Source organism: Microbispora sp. NBRC 16548, from assembly GCF_030268985.1.
In the GTDB taxonomy this organism is placed as follows: Bacteria; Actinomycetota; Actinomycetes; order Streptosporangiales; family Streptosporangiaceae; genus Microbispora; species Microbispora catharanthi.
On sequence record NZ_BSSF01000012.1, the window covers coordinates 224,773 to 245,208 of the forward strand.

Below are 20,436 nucleotides of genomic sequence, written 5' to 3' on the forward strand. Positions count from 1 at the left end.
ATAGCCCTTCCGTCTAAGCTGCAGCGGATCCCGTTCCGTGTCGTTCAGTGCGGCTGGGATCTCGACTGGTGCGCCGTCAGATGGTCCTCGATCAAGCCGCTTGCTGACTTCTCGCTGACTCCCGCGCCACCGGCCCGGCCTTCCCTCCACGCGCGGCGACCGCTCGACTCGCCGCAACACCGAGGGCGCCGACGGCGGCCGGGGGGATGGCACTCGGCGCCGGGCTCCTCGCCCTGACCTCCTACCGTCCGGTGCTGTACGCGGCGGCGATCGCCGGCGCGCTCGCCGTTGCGTGCGGCCTGCGCCCTGGGCTCCTGAGGTCAGACGGAGCGCAACGACCATCGGCGGCGGTCACGACGAGCTCCCGGTCGCCTGACGCCGGCCGATAGGACTCCCGAGCCCTGCCGAGCGGACATCAGACACAGATCACGTAGACCTTGCCCCTGGCCTTCCTGGCGACGACCAGCCAGCCCGTCGGCGTGCCCTCCTTGGCCACGAAAGGAACACTCGCGATGATCTCCCGGCCGTTCTCCCCAAGCTCGTCGAAGAAGAATCCTCCACCCGTCGCGGTCTTCCCGTCGGGGCAGTAGACGAACTTGTTCCCCGAGCCGGGGAAGTTGAAGTCCGCAGTCTTGACGCTCGCCTTGACCGAGTCGGCCGGTCCCTGCGAGAGGTTCTCGTTCCACGAAAGCTGGCGTTCGCCGGCCCTGCACGTGGTCGTCTCGGCGACGATGCGTACGTCGCCCGACTTGTTCTTGACGCAAGCGTGGATGACATCGGAGTCCGAGGACGCAGCGGCGATGCCGCCCGCCGCGAAGAGGGACCCGGCGAGCACACCGACGGTCAAAGCAGCGATCGTGCGTCCACTGGAAGACTTGATGGCCATGGGATACACCTCTCCTGAGAAACCCGCATTCGCCGCGTTCACCGGCGAGGGCAGTCTGGGACGGGCCTCTTGCAATCGGCTTTCAGGGAGGTTGCGCTTGTCCGCCGCCCAAATCGCGGCAGACGTGGAGGCCGGTCAGTACGCCGGGTCTCGGTAGAGGCCGCGCTTGTTGATGTAGCGCGCACGGCTCCGCTCTGACCAGCGCTCACTCTCGTTGAGCTGGTGAGGGCGGCTTTCGTGCTTGCAGCGTTTTTCATCGATCTCGGCCGGTTTTCACGGGCATGTGCCCTCGATGTGCCCTGTGCGGCCCCGCACATCTCGCCCCTGCCCTGATCACCTCGTACGCCGTCGACCCACCGCGGAGCGGCAGCGGGCCGGGGACGGAGGTGCAAGGCCGGCCTCGCGTGTACGTCAACGTGGTCGCGGTTCCTCGGTCATCGGATGCCATCGGTCACGGCCGGCCTTGAGCCGGAGGAGCCGGTCTGCTGGGCTTGCCTGGGTTGATGGCGGGCGAGGCGATCAGGCTCCTCAGCCACCCACGAACCTCGGTTTGAGCACCGTGATCACCTCGAGGCCGGAGATCCCCGCCGGAGGCAAAGAAAGACCTCAGCCCGCTACGGCGCGTCCGTCTGGTCGCGGCGGTCGGTGTCGTGCTCGTCCTGGTGGTCACGCTTCCTGCGGCGTCATGCGTCTGTCTGGGATCGGGCGCGGCTGGCGTCGGCGCGGACGGGGACCGGCCCGAAGAGGCCGCACGCCCGGCCGCGTCCGGACGCGCCGCGCCACCGCCGCCCGGCACGGGCGGCGGCTTGAACCCGTAAGGCAACTTGTAACCACCCTGGGCCTGCGGGTGCGGCCCACCTACACGAGGTGCACGCCGACGTGCTCGCAGATCGCGGGTGCTCCGTGTGCAGGCCGTCGAGGATTCTCACGGCGAAGGCCTCGCTGACCATCTGCTTGACCTCTGCGGGGGTGGCCCATCCCCGCGTCCCTGGCCGCTACCGGGCGCTCGTCGGCCTGGCCGCCGGCACCGGCCTCCGCTGGGGCGGATGCGTGGGCCTGCGCTGGGACGCCGTCGACCTCGACGCCGAACCGTACGGGTGGAGCGGGTGGCCGTCGAGGTGCCGGGCACGGTGACGCACAAGCCCTATCCCAAGTCCAAGGCCGGACGGCGAGAGGTGCCCCTTCCACCCTTCGTGGTCGAGCTGCTCGCCGCGCACCGCGAGCGCTACCCGGCCGGACCGGTCGGAGAGGTGTTCACCAACGCGGCGGGCGGTCCTCTCCGCCGCACGCTCTTCCGGGCTCGGGACTGGCGCCCGTCCCTCGTCCGGGCCGGGCTGCTGGGCAAGGTGGTGGAGGCCGGGCCGAATGCCTTCCTCGGCGTCTGGCAGGACAAGGAGGGCCTGGAGCACCGCCAGGAGTTCCCGACCCACCGGGAGGCCGTAGCGCACGTCGCCAAGCACGCGGCCGAGGGGCTGCGGTTCCATGATCTGCACCACTGCTCCGCCACGTGGCTCGTCTCCGATGGCGTCCCCGTGAACGACGTGGCGCGCCTCAGACACGAGCAGATGTCAACCACGCTCAACCGTTCCACGTACTCCTCACGCGACCGCTACGGCAGGGCGCGGGCGGTCTGCGCTGACTCCTGCTCCGGACCGGCCCCAGGAGCTGGACGCAGTCAGCGCCGCTGATCTCGACGGCGAGGAGGACCAGAGCCAGTGCCAAAGCTTTGAACAGCGGAAAAGGCCCGTTGGAGAGGCGGTCTCCAACGGGCCTTGATCGTGTGGGCGATACTGGGATCGAACCAGTGACCTCTTCGGTGTGAACGAAGCGCTCTCCCGCTGAGCTAATCGCCCGGGATCATCCGCGCCTTGCGGCGCCGACGGGGAAAACCATACCGCACTCGAGGGGGTGATGGCGAAAGCACGGGCCGGTCGGCTCGATCGTCCCGCCTTCGTCAACACCTTCGAAAGGTTCGCCAGACCCTCCCCGGCGTGGGGGTGTGGTGTCATAGCATCGTGATGCTCCATGCTCGACCTATACGCACGACCTGAGATCATTCGCCCGCAATGGCATCGCCGGCGCGGCCCCGCCGACACGCAAAGCAGAGGTAAGGACAAGCCTGTTGGTGATGTTTGAGCTGGTAGATGACCGAATGTCAAGCTGTGATGTGCGTTACAGAAGGGCCTGGAGGCGGAATCTTTCCTACGGGTCTCTTCGTTCGTCTCGTAGCACGAGCGCCCGGCGAGGCCCGACCGCACAGTGAAGACGCAGTGAAAGCCCCTGACAGGGGACCCGACGACGAAAAGGTTTGGCTGACGATGAACAGCACCACCGTCTCTGCCGAGCTAGGCCTTCGGCTTGTGGTCCCCGACCGTACGACCGTCCCCCTGCTCGCCGGCCTTAGTTACACGGCTGAGGATCCGTACGCCATCCGGATGGCCTTCCACGTGGGGAATGACGAGCCGGTCGAGTGGATCTTCGCCCGCGAGCTGCTGACCGTGGGCATCGTGCGGCGCGTGGGAGACGGAGACGTCCAGGTGTGGCCGGCCCGTTCCGACGGCGAGCGGACGCTCAACATCAGTCTCACCTCGCCCTTCGGCCAGGCCCTGTTCGAGGTGCCCCTGGCCCCCCTCACCGAGTTCCTGCATCGGACCTACGAGCTCGTCTCCGCCGGCCGTGAGACCGACTTCATGGACCTGGACGAGGAGCTCACCAACATGCTCTGGAGCTCTTAGGGACTAGCCCAGCCTCCGCTGGATACCCCGCATCCGCGCGATCTCGATCTGCTGGCCGGAGACGACGTCCTGGGCCATCGCCCGCATGGCCCGGTCCCGTCCCCGGCGCAGTTCCTGCGCCGCCATGCCCACCGCGCCCTCGTGGTGCCGGATCATCAGCGTGAGGAACAGCGTGTCGAAGGCGCGCCCCCTGGCCGTACGCAGCCGGGTGAGCTCCTCCTCGCTCGCCATGCCGTAGCCGCTCATCCCGTGATCACCCGTGCCGTGGTCGTGCGCGGGCGGCGGGGTGCGGCCCAGGCTCCGCAGCCACGACTCCATCACGGCGATCTCCGGGCGCTGCCCGTCCGCCACACGGTCCGCCACCGCCGTCACCAGCGGATCGCCGGTCCGCGCCGCGGCCAGCCCCGCCATCTCCAGCGCCTGCCGGTGATGCGGGATCATCGCCTCGGCGAACCGTACGTCCGCGGCCACGGGCCCCGCCTCCGCCGGTGAGCGGGCCGGCGCGGAACCGGACTGCCCGGGGGCGCCGGGGACGATCACCGGGGCGTCGGCGCGCGCCGGTGGAGCGGCTTCGGGCGAGCAGGCGGCCAGCGCCGGCGCAACTGCCAGCACAACCGTTACCAATCCGGTCCGCACCGGCCGCGGGCTCGACATAACTTCCATAGTGGGCGATGATCCGCGGACATGGGGGCGACGTGAGCAGACCGAGGCTGAAGGCCGCGCTGATGGCGTCCGTCCTCCTCCTGGCCCCGGCCTGCGCCTCCGACGAGCCCGCGCCATCCCCGGCGGCCGCCCCGACCGGCATCCCCGCCCAGGACGAGATCAGGCACAGCCCCAACATGACGCTGGTCGCCAACGTCCCCCTGGCGGCGCCGTTCGACGGTCCGGACAACTGGGGCACCGACATGGCCTTCCAGGGCCGCTACGCGTTCGTGGGCAACTACGGGGGCTTCACGGTGCACGACATCGGCGACCCCGAGCACCCCAAGGCCGTCGCCCGGGTCGAGTGCCCAGGCGGGCAGAACGACGTCTCGGTCTCCGGCGACCTGCTGTTCCTGTCGGTGGACGAGCCCCGCACCGACGACACCTGCGCGAGCGACGCCGGAGACCCGGCGGCCGCGGGAGCGTGGGAGGGCATCCGCGTCTTCGACATCTCCGACAAGGCCCACCCGCGCTACCTGAAGTCCGTACGCACGGAGTGCGGCTCTCACACGCACGCCATCGTGCCGGGCAGGGACGCCGGGACGGTCTACCTGTACGTCTCCTCCCCCGGCCCGGAGCCGGACACGACGAACTGCCGGCCGCCCCACCAGAACATCTCGATCGTGGAGGTTCCCGTCGCCGATCCCGGGAAGGCGCGGGTCGTGGCCAAGCCCGAGCTGTTCGCGGGCAGGCCGGCGGGCGAGGAGGAGACTGGCGGCTGCCACGACATCACCGTCTACCCGGAGAAACACCTGGCCGCGGGCGCCTGCTTCGGCGACGGCGTCCTGCTCGACATCTCCGACCCGGTGCATCCCACGCTGCTGCAGACCGTGCGCGACGAGAAGAACTTCTCCATCTGGCACTCGGCCACGTTCGACAACGAGGGCACCAAGGTCGTCTTCAGCGACGAGATGGGCGGCGGGATGGCCGCCACCTGCCTGCCATCGGTCAGCGCGACCAAGGGCGCGGACGCGATCTACACGCTGACGCCGGAGCGCAGGCTCGTCCGGCAGGGCTACTTCAAGATCCCCCGGGTCCAGAGCGCCGAGGAGAACTGCGTGGCCCACAACGGCGCGCTGGTGCCCGTCCCGGGCCGCGACGTGATGGTGCAGGGGTGGTACATGGGCGGAGTCTCGGTCTGGGACTTCACCGACTCCGCCCATCCCCAGGAGATCGCCTACTTCGAGCGCGGGCCGCTGCCGCCGGATCTTCATCTCGGCGGCTCCTGGTCGGCCTACTACTACAACGGCTACATCTACTCCAGCGACATCACCAAGGGCCTCGACGTGCTGCGCCTGGACGACCGCCGCACCGATCCCGCCAAGGCCGTGCGCCTGGAGGAGCTCAACGCCCAGAGCCAGCACGCCTACTGACGGATCACGGGTCGAGGTCGGCCGCCGAACGCTCGGCGAAGACCTTCATGGCCTCCAGCGTGACCGGCCCGGGCGCCTGCGGCAGCACCTTCCCGTCCACGGCCCTGATCGGCTGGATGTCGCGGGTCGTGGAGGTGAGGAACGCCTCCTCGGCCTCGTACAGCGCCGAGATCGGCACGTCGGCCTCCTCGCCGCCGCACCATTCGAGGGTGAGCGCGCGGGTGACGCCGGCCAGGCAGCCGGAGGAGAGCGTCGGAGTGATCAGGCGCCCGCCGGTGACGATGAAGATGTTGCTCCCGGTGCCCTCGCACAGGTTTCCCGCGAGGTTCTCGAAGATCGCCTCGGCGCCGCCGCGCTCCTTGGCGTACGCCAGGGCCTTGGCGTTGTCGCCGTAGGAGGTGCTCTTGACGCCGGACAGCGCGCCGCGCTCGTTGCGGGGCCAGGGCACCACGACGACGTCGGCGGTGGCGGGGAACGGCGCCTGCTCGCCCACGATGGCGATCGCGTTCGTGCCGGCCGACCCCCGGTCGGAGCCGAGCGGTCCGGGGCCGCTGGTGTAGGTGATCCTGATGCGCGCCAGCGGCCACTTCGGCGCGGCCGCCAGGCAGCGGCGCACGCCGTCGGCGATCGCGGCGAGGTCGGGCTCGGGCAGGTCCATCCGCTTGGCCGACAGCGCCAGCCGGTCGAGGTGGCGGGTCAGCGCGAAGGACTCCCCGTTCACCGCCTTGACCGTCTCGAACACGCCGTCGCCGACCATCAGCCCGTGGTCGTACACCGAGACCACGGCCTTGTCGGGCTCGTACAGCTCTCCGTTCACCCAGATGGGTACAGACATCTCCTGCTCCGTTCGTTACCGATGTCGCGGCCCGCCCGCGGACGCGAGGCCGATGAGCCGGGCGGCCTTGAGCTCGGTCTCGTGCCATTCCCTCCGGGGGTCGGACCCCCAGGTGATGCCCGCTCCCGTACCGAACCGGATCGTGTCGTGCTCGATCCAGAAGGTGCGGATGCCGACCGCCAGCGCCCCCTCGCGCCGGTCGGCGTCGACCCAGCCCACGGCCCCACAGTACGGCCCGCGGGGCTCCGGTTCGAGCTCGTTGATGATCCGCAGCGCCGAGGACTTCGGCGCTCCGGTCACCGAACCCGGAGGGAAGGTGGCGGCGAAGAGCTCCGGCCAGCCGGCGCCGCCGGCCAGTCGCGCCCGCACCGTGGACACCAGGTGCACGAGCCCGGGGTGCTCCTCGACCGCGAACAGCGAGGGCACGGTCACAGAGCCTACCTCCGCCACGCGGCCGAGGTCGTTGCGAACGAGGTCGACGATCATGAGGTTCTCGGCGTAGTCCTTGTCGAGGAGATCGTCCGCCGTCACGCCCGTGCCCTTGATCGGCCGCGACTCGACCACCGCGCCGCTCCTGGACAGGTACAGCTCCGGCGAGGCCGACACGACCGTCAGTCCCGGCACGCCCACGACGGCCGCGTACGGCGCGGGGTTGCCCTCGGCCAGCCGTACGGCGAGGGCGAGGGGGTCCACGTCCGGCGAGGGCAGCGGCGCGGACAGGACGCGGCAGAGGTTGGCCTGGTAGACCTCTCCACGCTCGATGTAGCCCCTGATCCGCTGGACGCCCCGCTCGTATCCCTCCCGGTCGAGGGACGTGGCCCAGGCGTCGCGGGCGGGTCCCCGCCACGGGCCGCGCGGCGGGGGCAGCGGAGCGGGCCGCACCGTGTCGAACCGCGCGCAGACGACCTTCCCCTCGTACGACACGACCACCGCCCACCAGCCGGAGCCGTCGAGGGCGGCCAGGTCGGTGGTCACCTCCCGCAGGCCGGTGGCCAGATGCCCCCCGATGTGGGCGAAGGCGTCGTACACGTGTCCATTCTCGCGCCCCTGGGCCATCCCGTGGCTCCCCGGCCGAAGCCGCGACTCAGGCGGCCCGGCGCGCCAGCAGGCCGAGCAGCGCGCGGGCGGCGGGGAGCGGAGCCGTACGCGGCATGGCGGCGTACACGGTGCGGCGCGGCGCGAACTCGCCGAGCGACCGCAGCGCCACGTCCCCGCGTACGGCGGGCGCGGCCATGGCGGGCACCAGCGTCACCCCAAGCCCGGCGGCCACGTAGCCGAGCTTGCCGGTCCACTCCCCGATCCGCAGGTCGACCCTGGGGGCGAAGCCGGCCCGGGCGCAGGCGGCGCCGAGCATGGTCACGGTGCCGGGAGGGGCGCCCTCGATCCAGCTCTCGTCGCGCAGATCGCGTAGGTCCACCTTCTCGCATCCGGCCAGCGGGTGGTCGGCGGGAAGGGCGACGAGCAGCTCGTCCTCCATCAGGCGGGTGACCTCGACCTCGGGACCCGCCCCCAGCCCGGAGGGGTAGTCGCTCACCACCGCGATGTCGATCTCCGCGCGGCCGAGCCCGTCCATGAGCACGGTGCTCAGGCCCTCCACCATGCTGACCGCCACCTCCGGGCGGGAGGCCCGCAGCTCGCGCAGGGCGGCGGGGACCAGCACGGCGTTGGCCGTGGCGAACGCGCCGACCCGCAGCCGCCCGCCGCTGCCCTGGTGGATGGCGGCCAGCTCCTCCCCCGCCCGGCCGAGCCGCTCCAGCACCTCGCGGGCGTAGCGGTGCAGCGTACGGCCCGCCGGTGTCAGCCGCACCCCCCGGGGCAGCCGCGCGAACAGCGGGCCGCCCGCCTGGGCCTCCAGGGACGCGATGCGCCGGGACACGGCTGACTGGGTGTAGTTGAGCTGCATCGCGGCGGCCGTGAACGACCCCGTACGGGCCACGACGTCGAGCAGCACAAGCGCGTCGGTGTCGAACATGCTCCGATCCATGAGCGAGGGGAATGGACGCCATGCAATCTAGTCGCTGGTGGAATGGTTTCTCTCTCCAATAACGTCCAGGACATGATTGCTTTTCTTGGTTTGGGGCGTATGGGCCTTCCGATGGCCGGCCGCCTCGTCGCCGCCGGTCACAAGGTGGCCGTGTGGAACCGTACGCCACGGGACGTGCCGGGCGCGGAGGCGGCCCCCTCCCCCGCCGCGGCCGTCGCCGGAGCGGACGTCGTGATCACCATGTTGAGCGATCCGGACGCCGTGTCCGAGGTGGTGCGGGCGGCGCTGCCGGGGCTGCGGCCGGGGTCGGTGCTGGTGGAGATGTCCACGATCGGCCCCGACGCGGTGCGGCGGCTGCTCGGCCTGCTCCCCGAGAGCGCGGGCCTGGTCGATGCCCCCGTGCTGGGCAGCGTGGGCCCGGCCGCCGAGGGAAAGCTGGTCGTGCTCGCCGGGGGCCGCCGAGAGGACCTCGACCGCGTGTCGGACGTGCTGCGGGTCTTCGGGACGGTCCACGAGGCGGGCGGGCCGGGAGCGGGCGCCGCGACCAAGCTCGCCGTGATGAGCGCGCTGGTGACCGCACAGGTGGGGCTGGCGGAGACGCTGGCCTACGCGGACGACCTCGGGGTCGGCCGCACCGCCCTCCTGGACGTCCTCGGGGCGACGCCGCTGGCCGGGCTCGCGGAGCGGCTGCGGCCGGTGGTCGAGTCGGGCCCGGTCGAGACGAGGTACGCCCTCGGCCTGGCCGCCAAGGACCTGCGGCTGGCCACGGAGGGGCCGGGGAGCCGCCAGACGGTGACCGCCGCCGCCCGTGACCTGCTCGCGGGGGCGGTCGCGGCCGGGCTGGCGGGGCACGACCTCACCGCCGTCGTCCCGTTCGCGGCATCCCGGACGGCACGAACCCCCACGCCGAAGGAGGTGCGGGCGGTCAACCCGCCCTCCGTTCCGGCGACCAACGGGTACTACTCCCACGCCGTACGCTTCGGGGACCTGCTGTTCGTGTCCGGGCAGGTGGCGCTGGACGAGGACGGGAAGGTCCTCGGCGAGGGCGACATGACCCGGCAGTCCGAGGTCGTGATGGAGAACCTGGGGCGGATCCTGGCCGACCAGGGCTCGTCGCTCGACCGGATCCTGCACATCAGGACGTTCCTGACCGACATGGACCGGCTGCACGAGTACGGCGCGGTCCGCAGCCGGTTCATCACCGGCGAGCCGCCCGCCAGCACCACCGTGGAGGTCGAACGGCTGTTCCGGCCCGGACTGATGATCGAGGTCGAGGTGGTCGCCGCCCTCTGAGGCCTCAACCCAGGGGGCCGACGGCGGACTCGGCGGCGGCGACCACGGCGCCGGTCTCGACGAGCCGGACGACCGCCTCGATCTCCGGTGCGAGGAAGCGGTCCGGCCCCGGCCCCGCCACCGGCTCGCGCAGCGCCTCGACCACCGCGCCCGTCCCCGGCGCGGGCGCGTGCGGCCTGCGCAGGTCGAGCGCCCTGGCGGCGGTCAGCAGCTCGATCGCGAGCACGCGGGTGAGCCCGTCGACGGCGCGGCGCAGCTTGCGGCCCGCCGACCAGCCCATCGAGACGTGGTCCTCCTGCATGGCGGAGCTCGGGATCGAGTCCACGCTCGCCGGCACCGCCAGCCGCTTGAGCTCGGACACGATCGCCGCCTGGGTGTACTGCGCGATCATGTGGCCGGAGTCGACGCCCGGGTCGTCTGCGAGGAACGCCGGGAGGCCGTGGCTGCGCGCCACGTCCAGCATGCGGTCGGTGCGCCGTTCCGCGATCGACGCGAGGTCGGCCGCCGCGATGGCCAGGAAGTCCAGGACGTACGCCACCGGGGCGCCGTGGAAGTTGCCGTTGGACTCCACCCGCCCGTCGGCGAGCACGACGGGGTTGTCGATGGCGCTGGCGATCTCGCGGGCCGCGACGGCGGACGCGTGGGCGAGGGTGTCCCTGGCGGCGCCGGCGACCTGGGGGGCGCAGCGCAGGGAGTAGGCGTCCTGGACGCGGGTGCAGGAGCCGTCGCGGTGGGAGGCCATCACGCCCGAGCCGGCGAGCAGCGTCCGCATGTTGGCCGCCGCCAGGGCCTGGCCGGGATGGGGCCGCAGGGCCTGCAGGTCGGCCGCGAACACGTAGTCGGTACCGAGCAGCGCCTCCACGCTCATCGCGGCGCTGATGTCGGCGGTGGTGAGGAGCCGGGACAGGTCGTGCAGCGCGAGCACCAGCATGCCGAGCATGCCGTCGGTGCCGTTGATCAGCGCGAGCCCCTCCTTCGCGGCCAGTTCGACGGGCTCGACGCCGTGTTCCTTGAGCGCCTCCGCGGCGGGCCGCAGGCGCCCCTCGGCGTCCCTCACGACGCCCTCACCCATGATCGTCAGGGCGACGTGGGAGAGCGGGGCGAGGTCTCCCGAGCAGCCGAGGCTGCCGTACTCGTGGACGACCGGGGTGAGCCGGGCGTTCAGCAGGGACTCCAGCACCCGGGCCGTGGCCGGGCGCACACCGGTGTGCCCGGTGGCGAGCGTGCGCAGGCGCAGCAGCATCAAGGCCCGCACGACCTCGGTCTCCACCTCGGGCCCGGAGCCGGCCGCGTGTGAGCGGATGAGGCTGCGCTGGAGCTGGGCGCGCAGCGAGGGGTCGATGTGCCGGGTGGCGAGGGCGCCGAAACCGGTGGAGACGCCGTAGGCCGGGGTGTCGGCCTCCGCGAGCTCCTCGACCCGCCCCCGCGAGGCGGCCATCTCGGCGATCGCGTCGTCCGTCAGGCGGACCTGTGCGCCGTACCTCGCGACCCGGACCACGTCGTCGAATGCGAGCGGTCCGGGGCCGACGGCCACGACCTCGTTGTCGTGCATCGTCCCACTCTTTCACGTCGTACTGCTCGCGCCGTGCGCGCGTGGCGAGTAACCAGCGTATCTCAGGTTAGGTCCTTACATCCAAAGATCCTTTCCAATCCCTCCCGCCCCGCGCCGGTCAGCCGCAGGGCGCGCGGCACGGTGCCGCGCACCAGCCACTCCCGCGCCAGGAGCCGGTCCAGGACCGCGGCGCCGAGCGCCCCGCCCAGGTGCGGGCGGCGCTCCAGCCAGTCGAGGCAGTCGGGGGCGAACCTGCGGCGGGCGCGGCGCACCCGCTCCACGTCCACGCCGAGCTCCGTCAGCGCCTCCGCGCCGCTCTCGGTCAGCAGGCAGCCGCCGTCGGCCTCGATCAACCCCCCCTCGCGCACCAGCGCGTCGTACAGTTCGACCCCCACCCGGCCGGCCAGGTGGTCGTAGCAACTGCGGGCCTCCCGCAGCAGCCGCGCCTGCCGCGACTGCCGCAGGGACCGTACGGCGACGCGCCCGCTGATCCGGGCCAGCACCTCCAGGGTGCGGGCGACGTCGGGGCCGGCGAGGCGGTAGTAGCGATGCCGTCCCTGTTTGACCACGGTCACCAGGCCCCCGTCGAGGAGCCGGGCCAGGTGGGAGCTCGCGGTGGGGGCGCTCACACCCGCGATCCTGGCCAGCTCCCCCGCCGCCAGCGCCCTGCCGTCGAGCAGCGCGGTGAGCATGGCGGCGCGGGCGCCGTCGGCGATCAGGGCCGCGACCGGAGCGATGTCGGCGTCCCCCGCGATCTCGGCGTCCCCTCCGATCCCGGGACCCCCCGCGATCTCGGCCGTCCCGGGCTCCGGAGCGTCCCCGGCGGCGCCGGGGAGAGCGGCGTGCGTGCGGTCATGTGTCACGGACATGCTTCGACGCTAACGCGGGGACGGTTCGACGGAGCTGGAAGCATCGGCCGGAACTCGCGACGTGAGCAGGGAGAACGCCGCTGATTTGGGGAGTCGGCGGGAGATTCGATAAAGTCTTCCCGTGAGCCCGGCCGGACAGAGCCGGGGACGCGGAAGTGGCTCAGTGGTAGAGCATCACCTTGCCAAGGTGAGGGTCGCGGGTTCGAATCCCGTCTTCCGCTCGGAGCTTTACACTGTGCAGCTTGACACGGTGGAGTGGCCGAGAGGCGAGGCAGCGGCCTGCAAAGCCGCGTACACGGGTTCAAATCCCGTCTCCACCTCTTGGTTCGTCCAAGGGCGATTAGCTCAGCGGGAGAGCGCTTCCCTGACACGGAAGAGGTCACTGGTTCAATCCCAGTATCGCCCACCACGTAGTACGGCAGAGGCCGGGTCCCAAGGGGATCCGGCCTTTCGCTCGTCCGGCCTCCGGAGGCGCGGGCCTGCTTCACACCCGGTCGTAGACGAGGAGCCCGTCGTCGCGCAGGCGGGCGCCGGAGGTCGGCGCGTGTTCGGTGAGCCTTCCGTCGTGCGCCAGGTGCAGCACGCGCGCGCCCCGCACGAGGACGGCGAAGTCAGCGATGATCCGCCGATGGCAGCGCCACCACACGGCCTCCGCGCACATCACGGCGGTCCGGGCGGCGCACGCCTGCGCGAGCAGCTCGTCCATCGCCGCCAGGAAGTCCGGATGCCGGGAGTAGCCCGCGTATCCCCGGAACGAGGCGTTTTCCCAGAAGACGTCGAGTGAGTCGGGAGCCGCCCTGCGGAACCCGCCCAGGCGCCTGTCCCATCGATAGCCGATCCCCGCCTCGGGCAGCCAGCTCACCAGCGCCGCGCGGCCGGCGTCGGGGTTGCGCCTGCTGCCGGGAGCGGTCCGGACGTCGACCACCTCCCGCACACCGGCGGCGTGCAGCAGCGGGATCAGGTGCCCGCGCGGCGCGGTGCCGTGCCCGAACGTCAGCAGCGTGACGCGGGCATCGGCGGCCCCGGCCCCCGCCGGCGGACACGGGCGCGGGGCCGTTCCCGCGCAGAGCGGCACCAGCCCACCTCCGCTCCGGCTCCGGCTCGGGCTCCGGCGCGAGCGTCGGCACGTGTGGCCATCCGAACCGGCGCCGGATCCGGCGGGAGCGCGTCGTCTCTGCGAACCGCCCCGGTCCGGGCGAACCGAGAACGACCCGCACCCGGCCCGGACAAGCGAGATCCCCCGGTACGTACCCAATTCGGTCGGTCACACGCGATCGCGTCATTTGAGGAATTCTGCGGCACAATACCCCAACTTAGCCTGAGTGGGACATTTAAGGTTCCCTAAATAGCCAGCCGGTGAGGCACAAACGAGCTTTTGCCATGACCACGATCGCTACACTTCCCTAACTGGGTGGTCGTTCCGCGACATGCAGCCCACCTACATGAGAGTGAAGCGGTGGGATGCAGCAATGCACGGTGTAGCCCGGCGGCCTGGCCGTCCCAAGTTGGGGCGCAACTTCGGGCTCCTGTGGTCGGGGTCCGCCATATCGTTGGCCGGGACGGTCAACACCGCCGTCGCGGTGCCTCTTGTGGCGCTCATGCTCACCGGGTCCGCGTTCGACGCGGGTCTCGCCGGGTTCGCCGGGACCCTGCCACGCCTCGTCATGCACATTCCCGCCGGCTTCATCGCCGACCGGGTCGACCGCCGCACGGTGCTGGCCGTCGCTCAACTCGGGCGATTCGCGGTGGCTGTGACGCTCGGATTCCTCTTGCTGTCCGGAAAATGCACGATCGGGTGGCTGATCGTGGGTGTCATCCTCGAAGGTGCTTTCGCCGCCTTCTTCGAAATCGCGGAGATGTCGATGCTGTCCCAGGTCGTCCGCACGGACGATCTGAAAGAGGCCTCGGCGCGCAACGAGGGCCGCACCTTCGTGGCGACCCTCTCCGGGCGTCCCCTCGGCGGCTCGCTCACCGCGCTGAACGGAGGCTTGCCCTTCATCGCCGCGGCGGGGGCGTTGCTGGTTTCGGCGAGTCTCTTCCTCCGGCTCGGGCGGCGTGACCCGCTCGTTCCGCTCCCGCCGCGCGATCGGACCACCGGCTTCCGGGGTCAGGCGCTGATCGGCTTCAGCGTTCTCAGGCACGACCCATTGCTCCGCCGCACGGTGGTGATCTGCGCTCTCACCAACTTCCTGTTCCAGGTCGTCACCCTCGACATGATCGTCATGGCCAAGCAGGACGCGGTCTCGCCTGCCTTGGTGGGCGTCCTGCTCGCGGCCTCGGGGGTCGGCGGGCTGCTCGGCGCCTCGTTCGCGCCGTGGCTCCTCGGGCGGCTCGACCAGCCAGGCAGGGCCCTGAACGCGTGTGTGGTGACCTGGTCGGTGGCGTTGTGGATCTTCGCCCTTGTCCACCACCCGCTGGGGTGGCTGATCAGCTGGGCGGCGGTGGGATTCACCGGATCACAGATGAGCGTCCTGCGCGGCAGTTACCAGGCGACGGTCGTGCGGCCGGGATGGCTGGGCCTCGTGGGCGGCTTCACCCAGTTCCTGACCCAGGGCGCCGTCCTTCCCCTGGCGCACATCTTCAGCGGTGGTGCGATCGAGGAGCTCGGCCCGATCACGATCGCCGTGGCCACCGCCGTAGTCATGACCGCCCTGCTGGCGCTGGTGTACGCCCGGAACTGGCATGAGCTGCAGTGGAGCGACAAACGTCTGCACGAACCCGGGCAGGCACCATTGTGCCGCAATGATTCGGATGTGAGCATGGGCGGATGTCGGCGGTCTGGATCGGCGTTATCACGTCACTCATCACGGGAACGAGTGCTGTCCTGGCTGTTCTCGCGACCCAACTGGCTACGACACGTCGCGAAGCCGCCGCCAGAGAAAGAGATCGGCAGGACGCAGTCGATCGCGAGCGCAGGGAGTGCCACGAACGGCTGATCCAGGCCGCTATGAAGCTGCGTGCCCACCTGGAGTTCATCGGGAGATCACGCTGGCCGGACATGGACGCGCGACTCGCGCGGCTGGAGGAGCTGGCCACCGAGGTCTCCGTCGCATCGGGGATCATCGCCCGACTCGAAGACCCGGACACGATCAGAGCGGCGCGCGCCCTGTCGAAGGCCGCGGTCGAGCTGGCCGCCGACGTCGCCGCAGGTGTCGGTCCCGAGGGGGAGTTTCGCAACCGGATCATGTTCAAGCCGCTCGACGAACGGCTGGACGAGTTCCTCGCTCTGGGCGGCCGCGGCTCAGCGGTCGTGCCCGTAGCCGAGAAGGCGCCTCGCCGACTCCTTCTGCCGCGGGGATAGGGGCGGCCCGGTGGCGGCGATCGCCTGCCGGGCCAGCTCGGCCGCCTTGCCGAGGTCACCGCCGAGGGTCTCGACCCGGGCGGCGTAGAGGAGAGCGGGCCCGTTCGTCGACCCCTCGGCCACGATGGCGTCGACCTCGCGCTCCGCTTCCGCGGGAGCGAGCTGTTCGAGGGTGGCCAGGGCGAGCGCCCGGGCGGCGCGTGTCGCGGGCCAGGTGCGGCTGCTCACCCGCCGCAGGTCGCGCATGGCGTCCTCGGCCCTGCCCTGCTCGGCGTTGAACTCCCCCCGCGCCCGCAGGGCGGTCAGCTGGTCACCCTCGTCCCGCAGCACGCTGTCCAGCTCGGTCATCGCCCGGCTGCGGTGATCGGTCAACCAGAGCGCACGCGCCAGCTCGGTGCGCAGGGCGAGGTCCCGCGGCAGGAGGCTTTTGGCCTCCTCGAGATTGCGCACCGCCGAGGAAAGCTCGCCCATCTGGGCCATCACCTGCCCGATGGCGCTCAGCATCCGGCCCGCCGCCCCCGGCTCCGCCAGGTCGGCGTGGCACTGCAGCGCGAGCCGATACCAGGACAGCGCCTTGTTCATGTGCTGCCGGGCCTCTTCCTCCCGGTACGCGCGCTCTTCGGCGTTGTCTGCCTCTGCGAGGGCCGCCCGCGCGGCGCGGGAGCGCTCGATCTGGATGTCGCCGAGCAAAGTGTGGATCTCGGCTATCGATGCGACTTCGGCGGCTTCCAGGGCGTGGAACGCCTGCCGTTCCGCGCCGTCCAGGTCTCCCGCCGCCAGGGCGGTGACGGCGGATTCGAGACGTCGCCGGGGCCGGCCCCGGGAATCGACCGGGAGGGGGCGGCTGAGGGCGGCCCGGAAGTCGTCGTGCAGGAGCCGCATCCCGTCCCCCAGGACCGATCGCAGGAGATGCCGGTCCTCCAGGGCGTGCACGATTGGATTACTCATCCCCGCGGTCTCTGTCGTCCCCTGTTTCGCGGCGTGTCCGTCCGCGAAGGCCGAGACGGCCCATTCCCTTATCGAGACGGGATCCCGCCCGAAGGCGTCGGCCACCCGGGTGATGGCGGTGCTCACGAACCGCGCGAGAGCGGTGCCGCTGTCGGCGAGCCTGAAGACGTGCTCCGGATCGATGACCTGGACCGTCGGGGACAGTCTCGTCCAGAGCCACTGGCAGACGACCTGCAGGACGACCGGCTCGACGGCGTCGCCGCCCAGCCGGTCGAGGAGTTGAGCCGCGGCCTCCGGAGTGAACCTTCGTGTGGTGGCCTCGGCGGGGCGGCGGATCGCCTCGAACGCGGCCTCCGCGCTCAGGGGCCCGAGCGTCAGCCAATCCGCCCGGCTGACCAGCGCGCCGTAGTGCCCCAGGTCGTCGCGCCGGCTCTCCCGGACGACCAGGAGCAGCCGTAGCTCCGGGTTGCTGTCGAGCGCGTCGAGGAGCTCCTCGACGAAAGGCTCCCGGAACTGCGCCCGATAGGGGCCGCCCAGGAAGAACTCCTCGAACTGGTCGACGGCGACAAGCAGGGGGCCGGGCTCGCGGCGAAGCCGGCGCGAGACGTAGTCGGTCAAGCTCATGCCCGCGAGCGCACCGACGGGTTCCGTCGGCGCCAGGCTGGTGAGCAATGACAGCGTCCAGGGGTTGTGACCGGACGGAAGCGCCGCGACCGGACCGCCGACGAACCGGCCGACCCGTCCGACGCGACCGTGCGGCAGCCGCGGAAGCACACCGGCGTGCAGGAGCGAGGTCTTACCTGATCCGGTGTCCCCGCTCAGGATGCTCAGCGGACGTCCGGGCCAGAGCCGGGTCAGGCGGCTCGACTCCTCCGTTCGCCCGAAGAAGACCGCGGCATCGTCCGTACGGAACGGGGTGGCTCCGGGATAGGGATGCCGCTGCCCCCCAGGAGGGTCATGAGCGATCATCGGCCGGTTCGGCCCCATCACGCCGCGCCGAACCCGCGACGGAGTTGAAGCCGGAGACGGGCGCCGCCGATTTCGTGTCGGTGAGGAGTCGGTGCAACGCGTGGAACAGGGCGGAGTCGTCGCAGTTTTCCAACGTTTTCGGGTCGAGTTTCGGCAGGCCGATCAACCCGGGGTGCTGGAGAGCGGTCTGTTCGAGCATGGACGCCCACTCCCGACGAATTGATCCAACTGACGGGCCCCCGGATCGTGCGGACCCTGCTCAAAAACTATAGGCATCTTTCGCAGAGGTGTCGAGACGGGCATCCCTTGCACGTACCCCGATATGGCCGTCCTTTTCAAGGGATCCGCGAGGGCCGAAAATTCGGATCAGTGAGACCGTGCATCAAGCGTTGCATAATGAGTGGCAATAGTTCTTCTTCAGGACAGGAGGATGCTGGTGCCGGCGCTGCAGAATTATGGACCGGAGCCCCGCATCTGGGGAAGCCGCATTCCTCTTCGCAACGGAAACTTCACCGGTCGCGAGGCGACGCTTAGTAAGTTGCGCGCGCAGATGTCCGAGAGTCCGACTGCGATCCTCCCGCATACCCTGCGCGGCATGGGAGGCGTCGGGAAGACGCAGCTCGTTATCGAGTACGCGCACCGATTCAAGGGCGACTACGACGTCGTCTGGTGGATTTCCTCCGAGATTCCACTGCTCATCCCTGGTGCGCTGGGAGCGTTGGCGGAGAAGCTCGGCCTGCCCGCCGCCAAGGTCGTCGGCATCGACGAGGCATGCCGTTCCGTGCTTGACGCCCTGCGCAGGGGCGAGCCTTACAAGCGCTGGCTGCTGATCTTCGACAACGTCAACAAGGCCGAGGACATCATGGAGATGATCCCGGCGGGGCGGCCGGAGCAGGGGCACGTCCTGATCACCTCGCGCAATCCCCGATGGGAGGGCATCGCCAGCACCCTGGTGATCGACGTCTTCGATCGCGAGGAGAGCGTCGAGTTCCTCGGCAGGCGCGCCGGGGGAATGACCCAGGAGGAGGCGAGGCGGCTCGCCCACGAGCTCGGCGATCTCCCGCTGGCCCTGGAGCAGGCCGGGGCGCTGCAGGTCGAGACGGGCATGTCCACCGAGGAGTACCTGGAGCTGCTGCGCAGGCAGCCCCTTGAGGTGATGGACGAGAGCCAGCCGATGGAGTATCCCCGGTCGATGACCGCGGCATGGCGGCTGTCGATCGACGCCCTCGACGACCAGCTTCCCGAGGCCCTGCAACTGCTCAGGTGCACCGCGTTCTTCGGGCCGGAGCCGATTCCCATCGATCTCTTCCGCTGGGGCGGCGCCGGGGTGGGCCCGCTGCTCAGCCCCATCCTCGGGAATCCGATCCTCCGCACCCGGGCCCTCCGGGCGATCAACAACTTCGCGCTCGGGCGGATCGACGACCGCGCGATTCAGATCCACCGGCTGGTGCAACAGTTGCTCCGGGCAGACGTCGATTCCGACCGGAAGGAGGAGTACGAGCGCGAGGCCCAACTGCTACTGGCCGCCGCGAGACGGCTCCAGCCCGAGGACGAGACCAACTGGGACGTCTTCGACAGGTTCGTTCCTCATCTCGACGCCGTCGGCGCCGCCACGACCACGGACGCCCGGCTCCGCGACCTCGCTCTCAACGTCGTCCGCTACCTCTATCTGGTCGGTGACACCGAGTCGGCCCGGACCTTCGCGGCCAGGTTCCGGGAAAACTGGAGCCGCCTTTCCGGCCCGGACGACTACCACGTGCTTGCCGCCGAGCACCACCTTGGCAACAGCCTCCGGCAGGACGGGCGCTACGACGAATCCTTCACCCTGGTCGAGGGAACGCTGGCCCGGGCGCGGCGAGTACTCGGCGACGACCACGACCTCGTGCTGTTCCTCACCAACTCGTTCGGGGCCGACCTCCGCGCCAAGGGCATGTTCAGGGAGGCCGTCGTACACGACGAGGACTCACGGCGACGGCACGCGAAGAAGTACGGCGACACCGATCCCAGGACCCTCCGCACGATGAACAACCTGGCCCTCAGTTACGCACTGGTGAGCGACTACGCCAGGGCCGTCGAACTGCAGACCAGAGTGAACGAGGCGTGCAGCAGACCGGGCATCGGCACGAAGCTGGACCTGCTCATCTCCTGGGGCGGGCTGTGCCAGGCCGTACGGCTGAGCGGGGAGTACCAGGCGGCGCACGACCTGGGCGTCGACGGCCTGGACTACGGCAGGAGCGAAGTGGGCGTGGACCACCTGCGCACCCTGGCCGTCGCGGTCGACCTCGCGATCGCAATGCGGCGGCTGGGCCGCATCGAGGACGCGCTGAAGCTCGCCCGCGACACCTACAACCGTTACGAGTCGATCCTGACGCTCGCTCACCCGCAGTCGGTATCGGCTGCCATCTCCCTGGCCAACGCGCTCCGTACGGCCGGCCACGTCGACGAAGCCCTGGATCTCGCCGAAGAGATCGAGGAGAGGCTGCTGCAGATCTACGGGACCAACCATCCATTCACCCTGGGCGCACGTGGCAACCTCGCCCTCCTACGGCGCCTCAAAGGCGATCCGGCGGGGGCCAGAGCCCTCGATGAGGACGTGCTCGGCGGGTTCGACAAGGTCCTGGGCCGAAAGCACCACTACTCGTTGACGGTCGCCGTGAACCTCGCCAACGACCTGCACCAACTCGGCGAGCACGAGGCGGCCCTCGACCTCGACCGTCAGACGTACACGCAGATGCAGGACCTGCTGGGCACCGAGCACCCGATAACGCTTGGCTCGGCCGCCAACCTGGCCGGCAGCCTGAGGACGATCGGAAAGACCGAGGAGGCGGACGGCCTGCTTGCAGCCACCCTTGCCCGCTACGCCAGGACGCTGGGCACCCGGCATCCGGACACGGTCATGGCGCGGGCGGGCGACCGGCTGAGCTTCGACTTCGACCCTCCGCGCTTCTAAGCGGATCTTCCTGTAACAGATCTCGGGGCATGACCTGCT

General features: G+C 70.6%; 18 protein-coding genes and 4 tRNA genes. 11 read left to right on the top strand and 11 right to left on the bottom strand.

Translation table 11 applies throughout. The features are described 5' to 3' along the window. Positions 1 to 415 precede the first annotated feature (415 nt). A complete protein-coding gene (locus tag QSK36_RS30545) occupies positions 416 to 886 on the bottom strand; it encodes a hypothetical protein (protein WP_285784753.1) in 471 nt (156 codons plus the stop codon). Positions 887 to 1,840: 954 nt separating this feature from the next. Here QSK36_RS30545 and QSK36_RS30550 point away from each other — a divergent pair. Both QSK36_RS30550 and QSK36_RS30555 read left to right on the top strand, forming a co-directional pair. After that, positions 1,841 to 2,020, top strand: coding sequence for a hypothetical protein (locus QSK36_RS30550; RefSeq protein WP_285784754.1), 180 nt, complete (start codon positions 1,841 to 1,843; stop codon positions 2,018 to 2,020). Continuing rightward, entirely contained in the window at positions 1,993 to 2,574 is a 582-nt protein-coding gene (locus QSK36_RS30555) for a site-specific integrase (RefSeq protein WP_285784755.1), read from the top strand. Before QSK36_RS30550 ends, QSK36_RS30555 begins: the two co-directional genes overlap by 28 nt. A gap of 93 nt (positions 2,575 to 2,667) precedes the next feature. On the opposite strand, the gene QSK36_RS30560 is transcribed toward QSK36_RS30555, so the two are convergent. Beyond that, positions 2,668 to 2,739 (bottom strand) — tRNA-Val (locus QSK36_RS30560). 465 nt (positions 2,740 to 3,204) lie between these two features. Between QSK36_RS30560 and QSK36_RS30565 the strand changes: the two genes are divergently transcribed. Beyond that, on the top strand, positions 3,205 to 3,621 hold the full coding sequence (locus QSK36_RS30565; protein WP_139575157.1) for an SsgA family sporulation/cell division regulator: 417 nt from the start codon (positions 3,205 to 3,207) through the stop codon (positions 3,619 to 3,621). Between the two features lie 3 nt (positions 3,622 to 3,624). On the opposite strand, the gene QSK36_RS30570 is transcribed toward QSK36_RS30565, so the two are convergent. Then, positions 3,625 to 4,233, bottom strand: coding sequence for a DUF305 domain-containing protein (locus tag QSK36_RS30570; RefSeq protein WP_285784756.1), 609 nt, complete (start codon positions 4,231 to 4,233; stop codon positions 3,625 to 3,627). 83 nt (positions 4,234 to 4,316) lie between these two features. On the opposite strand from QSK36_RS30570, the gene QSK36_RS30575 reads away from it, so the two are divergent. After that, positions 4,317 to 5,696, top strand: coding sequence for an LVIVD repeat-containing protein (locus tag QSK36_RS30575; protein WP_285784757.1), 1,380 nt, complete (start codon positions 4,317 to 4,319; stop codon positions 5,694 to 5,696). Positions 5,697 to 5,700: 4 nt separating this feature from the next. On the opposite strand, the gene QSK36_RS30580 is transcribed toward QSK36_RS30575, so the two are convergent. From QSK36_RS30580 to QSK36_RS30590, 3 genes are read right to left on the bottom strand one after another with little or no spacing between them, the layout of a single operon-like run. After that, positions 5,701 to 6,531, bottom strand: a complete 831-nt coding sequence (locus tag QSK36_RS30580; protein ID WP_139575160.1) for an aminotransferase class IV — start codon at positions 6,529 to 6,531, stop codon at positions 5,701 to 5,703. A gap of 15 nt (positions 6,532 to 6,546) precedes the next feature. After that, positions 6,547 to 7,587, bottom strand: a complete 1,041-nt coding sequence (locus QSK36_RS30585) for a chorismate-binding protein (RefSeq protein WP_285784758.1) — start codon at positions 7,585 to 7,587, stop codon at positions 6,547 to 6,549. Positions 7,588 to 7,615: 28 nt separating this feature from the next. Continuing rightward, entirely contained in the window at positions 7,616 to 8,503 is an 888-nt protein-coding gene (locus tag QSK36_RS30590) for a LysR family transcriptional regulator (RefSeq protein ID WP_183536917.1), read from the bottom strand. A gap of 84 nt (positions 8,504 to 8,587) precedes the next feature. On the opposite strand from QSK36_RS30590, the gene QSK36_RS30595 reads away from it, so the two are divergent. After that, complete coding sequence (locus tag QSK36_RS30595) at positions 8,588 to 9,808, top strand: NAD(P)-binding domain-containing protein (protein ID WP_183536915.1); 1,221 nt, start codon at positions 8,588 to 8,590, stop codon at positions 9,806 to 9,808. 4 nt (positions 9,809 to 9,812) lie between these two features. Here QSK36_RS30595 and hutH read toward each other — a convergent pair whose 3' ends face one another. Next, complete coding sequence (hutH, locus tag QSK36_RS30600; protein WP_183536913.1) at positions 9,813 to 11,360, bottom strand: histidine ammonia-lyase; 1,548 nt, start codon at positions 11,358 to 11,360, stop codon at positions 9,813 to 9,815. A 62-nt stretch (positions 11,361 to 11,422) separates the two neighbouring features. Beyond that, positions 11,423 to 12,229 carry an ArsR/SmtB family transcription factor gene (locus QSK36_RS30605; RefSeq protein WP_183536911.1) on the bottom strand — a complete coding sequence of 269 codons (807 nt, stop codon included), beginning with the start codon at positions 12,227 to 12,229 and terminating at the stop codon, positions 11,423 to 11,425. A 149-nt stretch (positions 12,230 to 12,378) separates the two neighbouring features. Between QSK36_RS30605 and QSK36_RS30610 the strand changes: the two genes are divergently transcribed. From QSK36_RS30610 to QSK36_RS30620, 3 genes are all read left to right on the top strand, one after another. Further along, positions 12,379 to 12,450: transfer RNA gene (locus QSK36_RS30610), tRNA-Gly, on the top strand. 28 nt (positions 12,451 to 12,478) lie between these two features. Next, a tRNA-Cys gene (locus tag QSK36_RS30615) sits at positions 12,479 to 12,549 on the top strand. Positions 12,550 to 12,563: 14 nt separating this feature from the next. After that, positions 12,564 to 12,638, top strand: a tRNA-Val gene (locus QSK36_RS30620). Between the two features lie 75 nt (positions 12,639 to 12,713). Here QSK36_RS30620 and QSK36_RS30625 read toward each other — a convergent pair. After that, positions 12,714 to 13,304 carry a DUF488 domain-containing protein gene (locus QSK36_RS30625; protein WP_221263665.1) on the bottom strand — a complete coding sequence of 197 codons (591 nt, stop codon included), beginning with the start codon at positions 13,302 to 13,304 and terminating at the stop codon, positions 12,714 to 12,716. 394 nt (positions 13,305 to 13,698) lie between these two features. On the opposite strand from QSK36_RS30625, the gene QSK36_RS30630 reads away from it, so the two are divergent. Both QSK36_RS30630 and QSK36_RS30635 read left to right on the top strand, forming a co-directional pair. Further along, the gene (locus QSK36_RS30630; RefSeq protein ID WP_285784759.1) at positions 13,699 to 15,165 is read left to right on the top strand and encodes an MFS transporter; all 1,467 of its coding nucleotides are present in this window, start codon (positions 13,699 to 13,701) and stop codon (positions 15,163 to 15,165) included. Positions 15,166 to 15,176: 11 nt separating this feature from the next. Then, on the top strand, positions 15,177 to 15,530 hold the full coding sequence (locus QSK36_RS30635; protein WP_285784760.1) for a hypothetical protein: 354 nt from the start codon (positions 15,177 to 15,179) through the stop codon (positions 15,528 to 15,530). Here QSK36_RS30635 and QSK36_RS30640 read toward each other — a convergent pair. Further along, positions 15,471 to 17,447, bottom strand: coding sequence for an ATP-binding protein (locus QSK36_RS30640; RefSeq protein ID WP_285784761.1), 1,977 nt, complete (start codon positions 17,445 to 17,447; stop codon positions 15,471 to 15,473). The genes QSK36_RS30635 and QSK36_RS30640 overlap by 60 nt on opposite strands. Further along, positions 17,434 to 17,646: an FxSxx-COOH-like cyclophane-containing RiPP peptide gene (locus QSK36_RS30645; protein ID WP_183536903.1), complete on the bottom strand. Its 213-nt coding sequence runs from the start codon at positions 17,644 to 17,646 to the stop codon at positions 17,434 to 17,436. Before QSK36_RS30645 ends, QSK36_RS30640 begins: the two co-directional genes overlap by 14 nt. A gap of 231 nt (positions 17,647 to 17,877) precedes the next feature. Here QSK36_RS30645 and fxsT point away from each other — a divergent pair, with 231 nt between their 5' ends. Beyond that, entirely contained in the window at positions 17,878 to 20,397 is a 2,520-nt protein-coding gene (fxsT, locus tag QSK36_RS30650; protein ID WP_285784762.1) for an FxSxx-COOH system tetratricopeptide repeat protein, read from the top strand. Positions 20,398 to 20,436 lie beyond the last annotated feature (39 nt).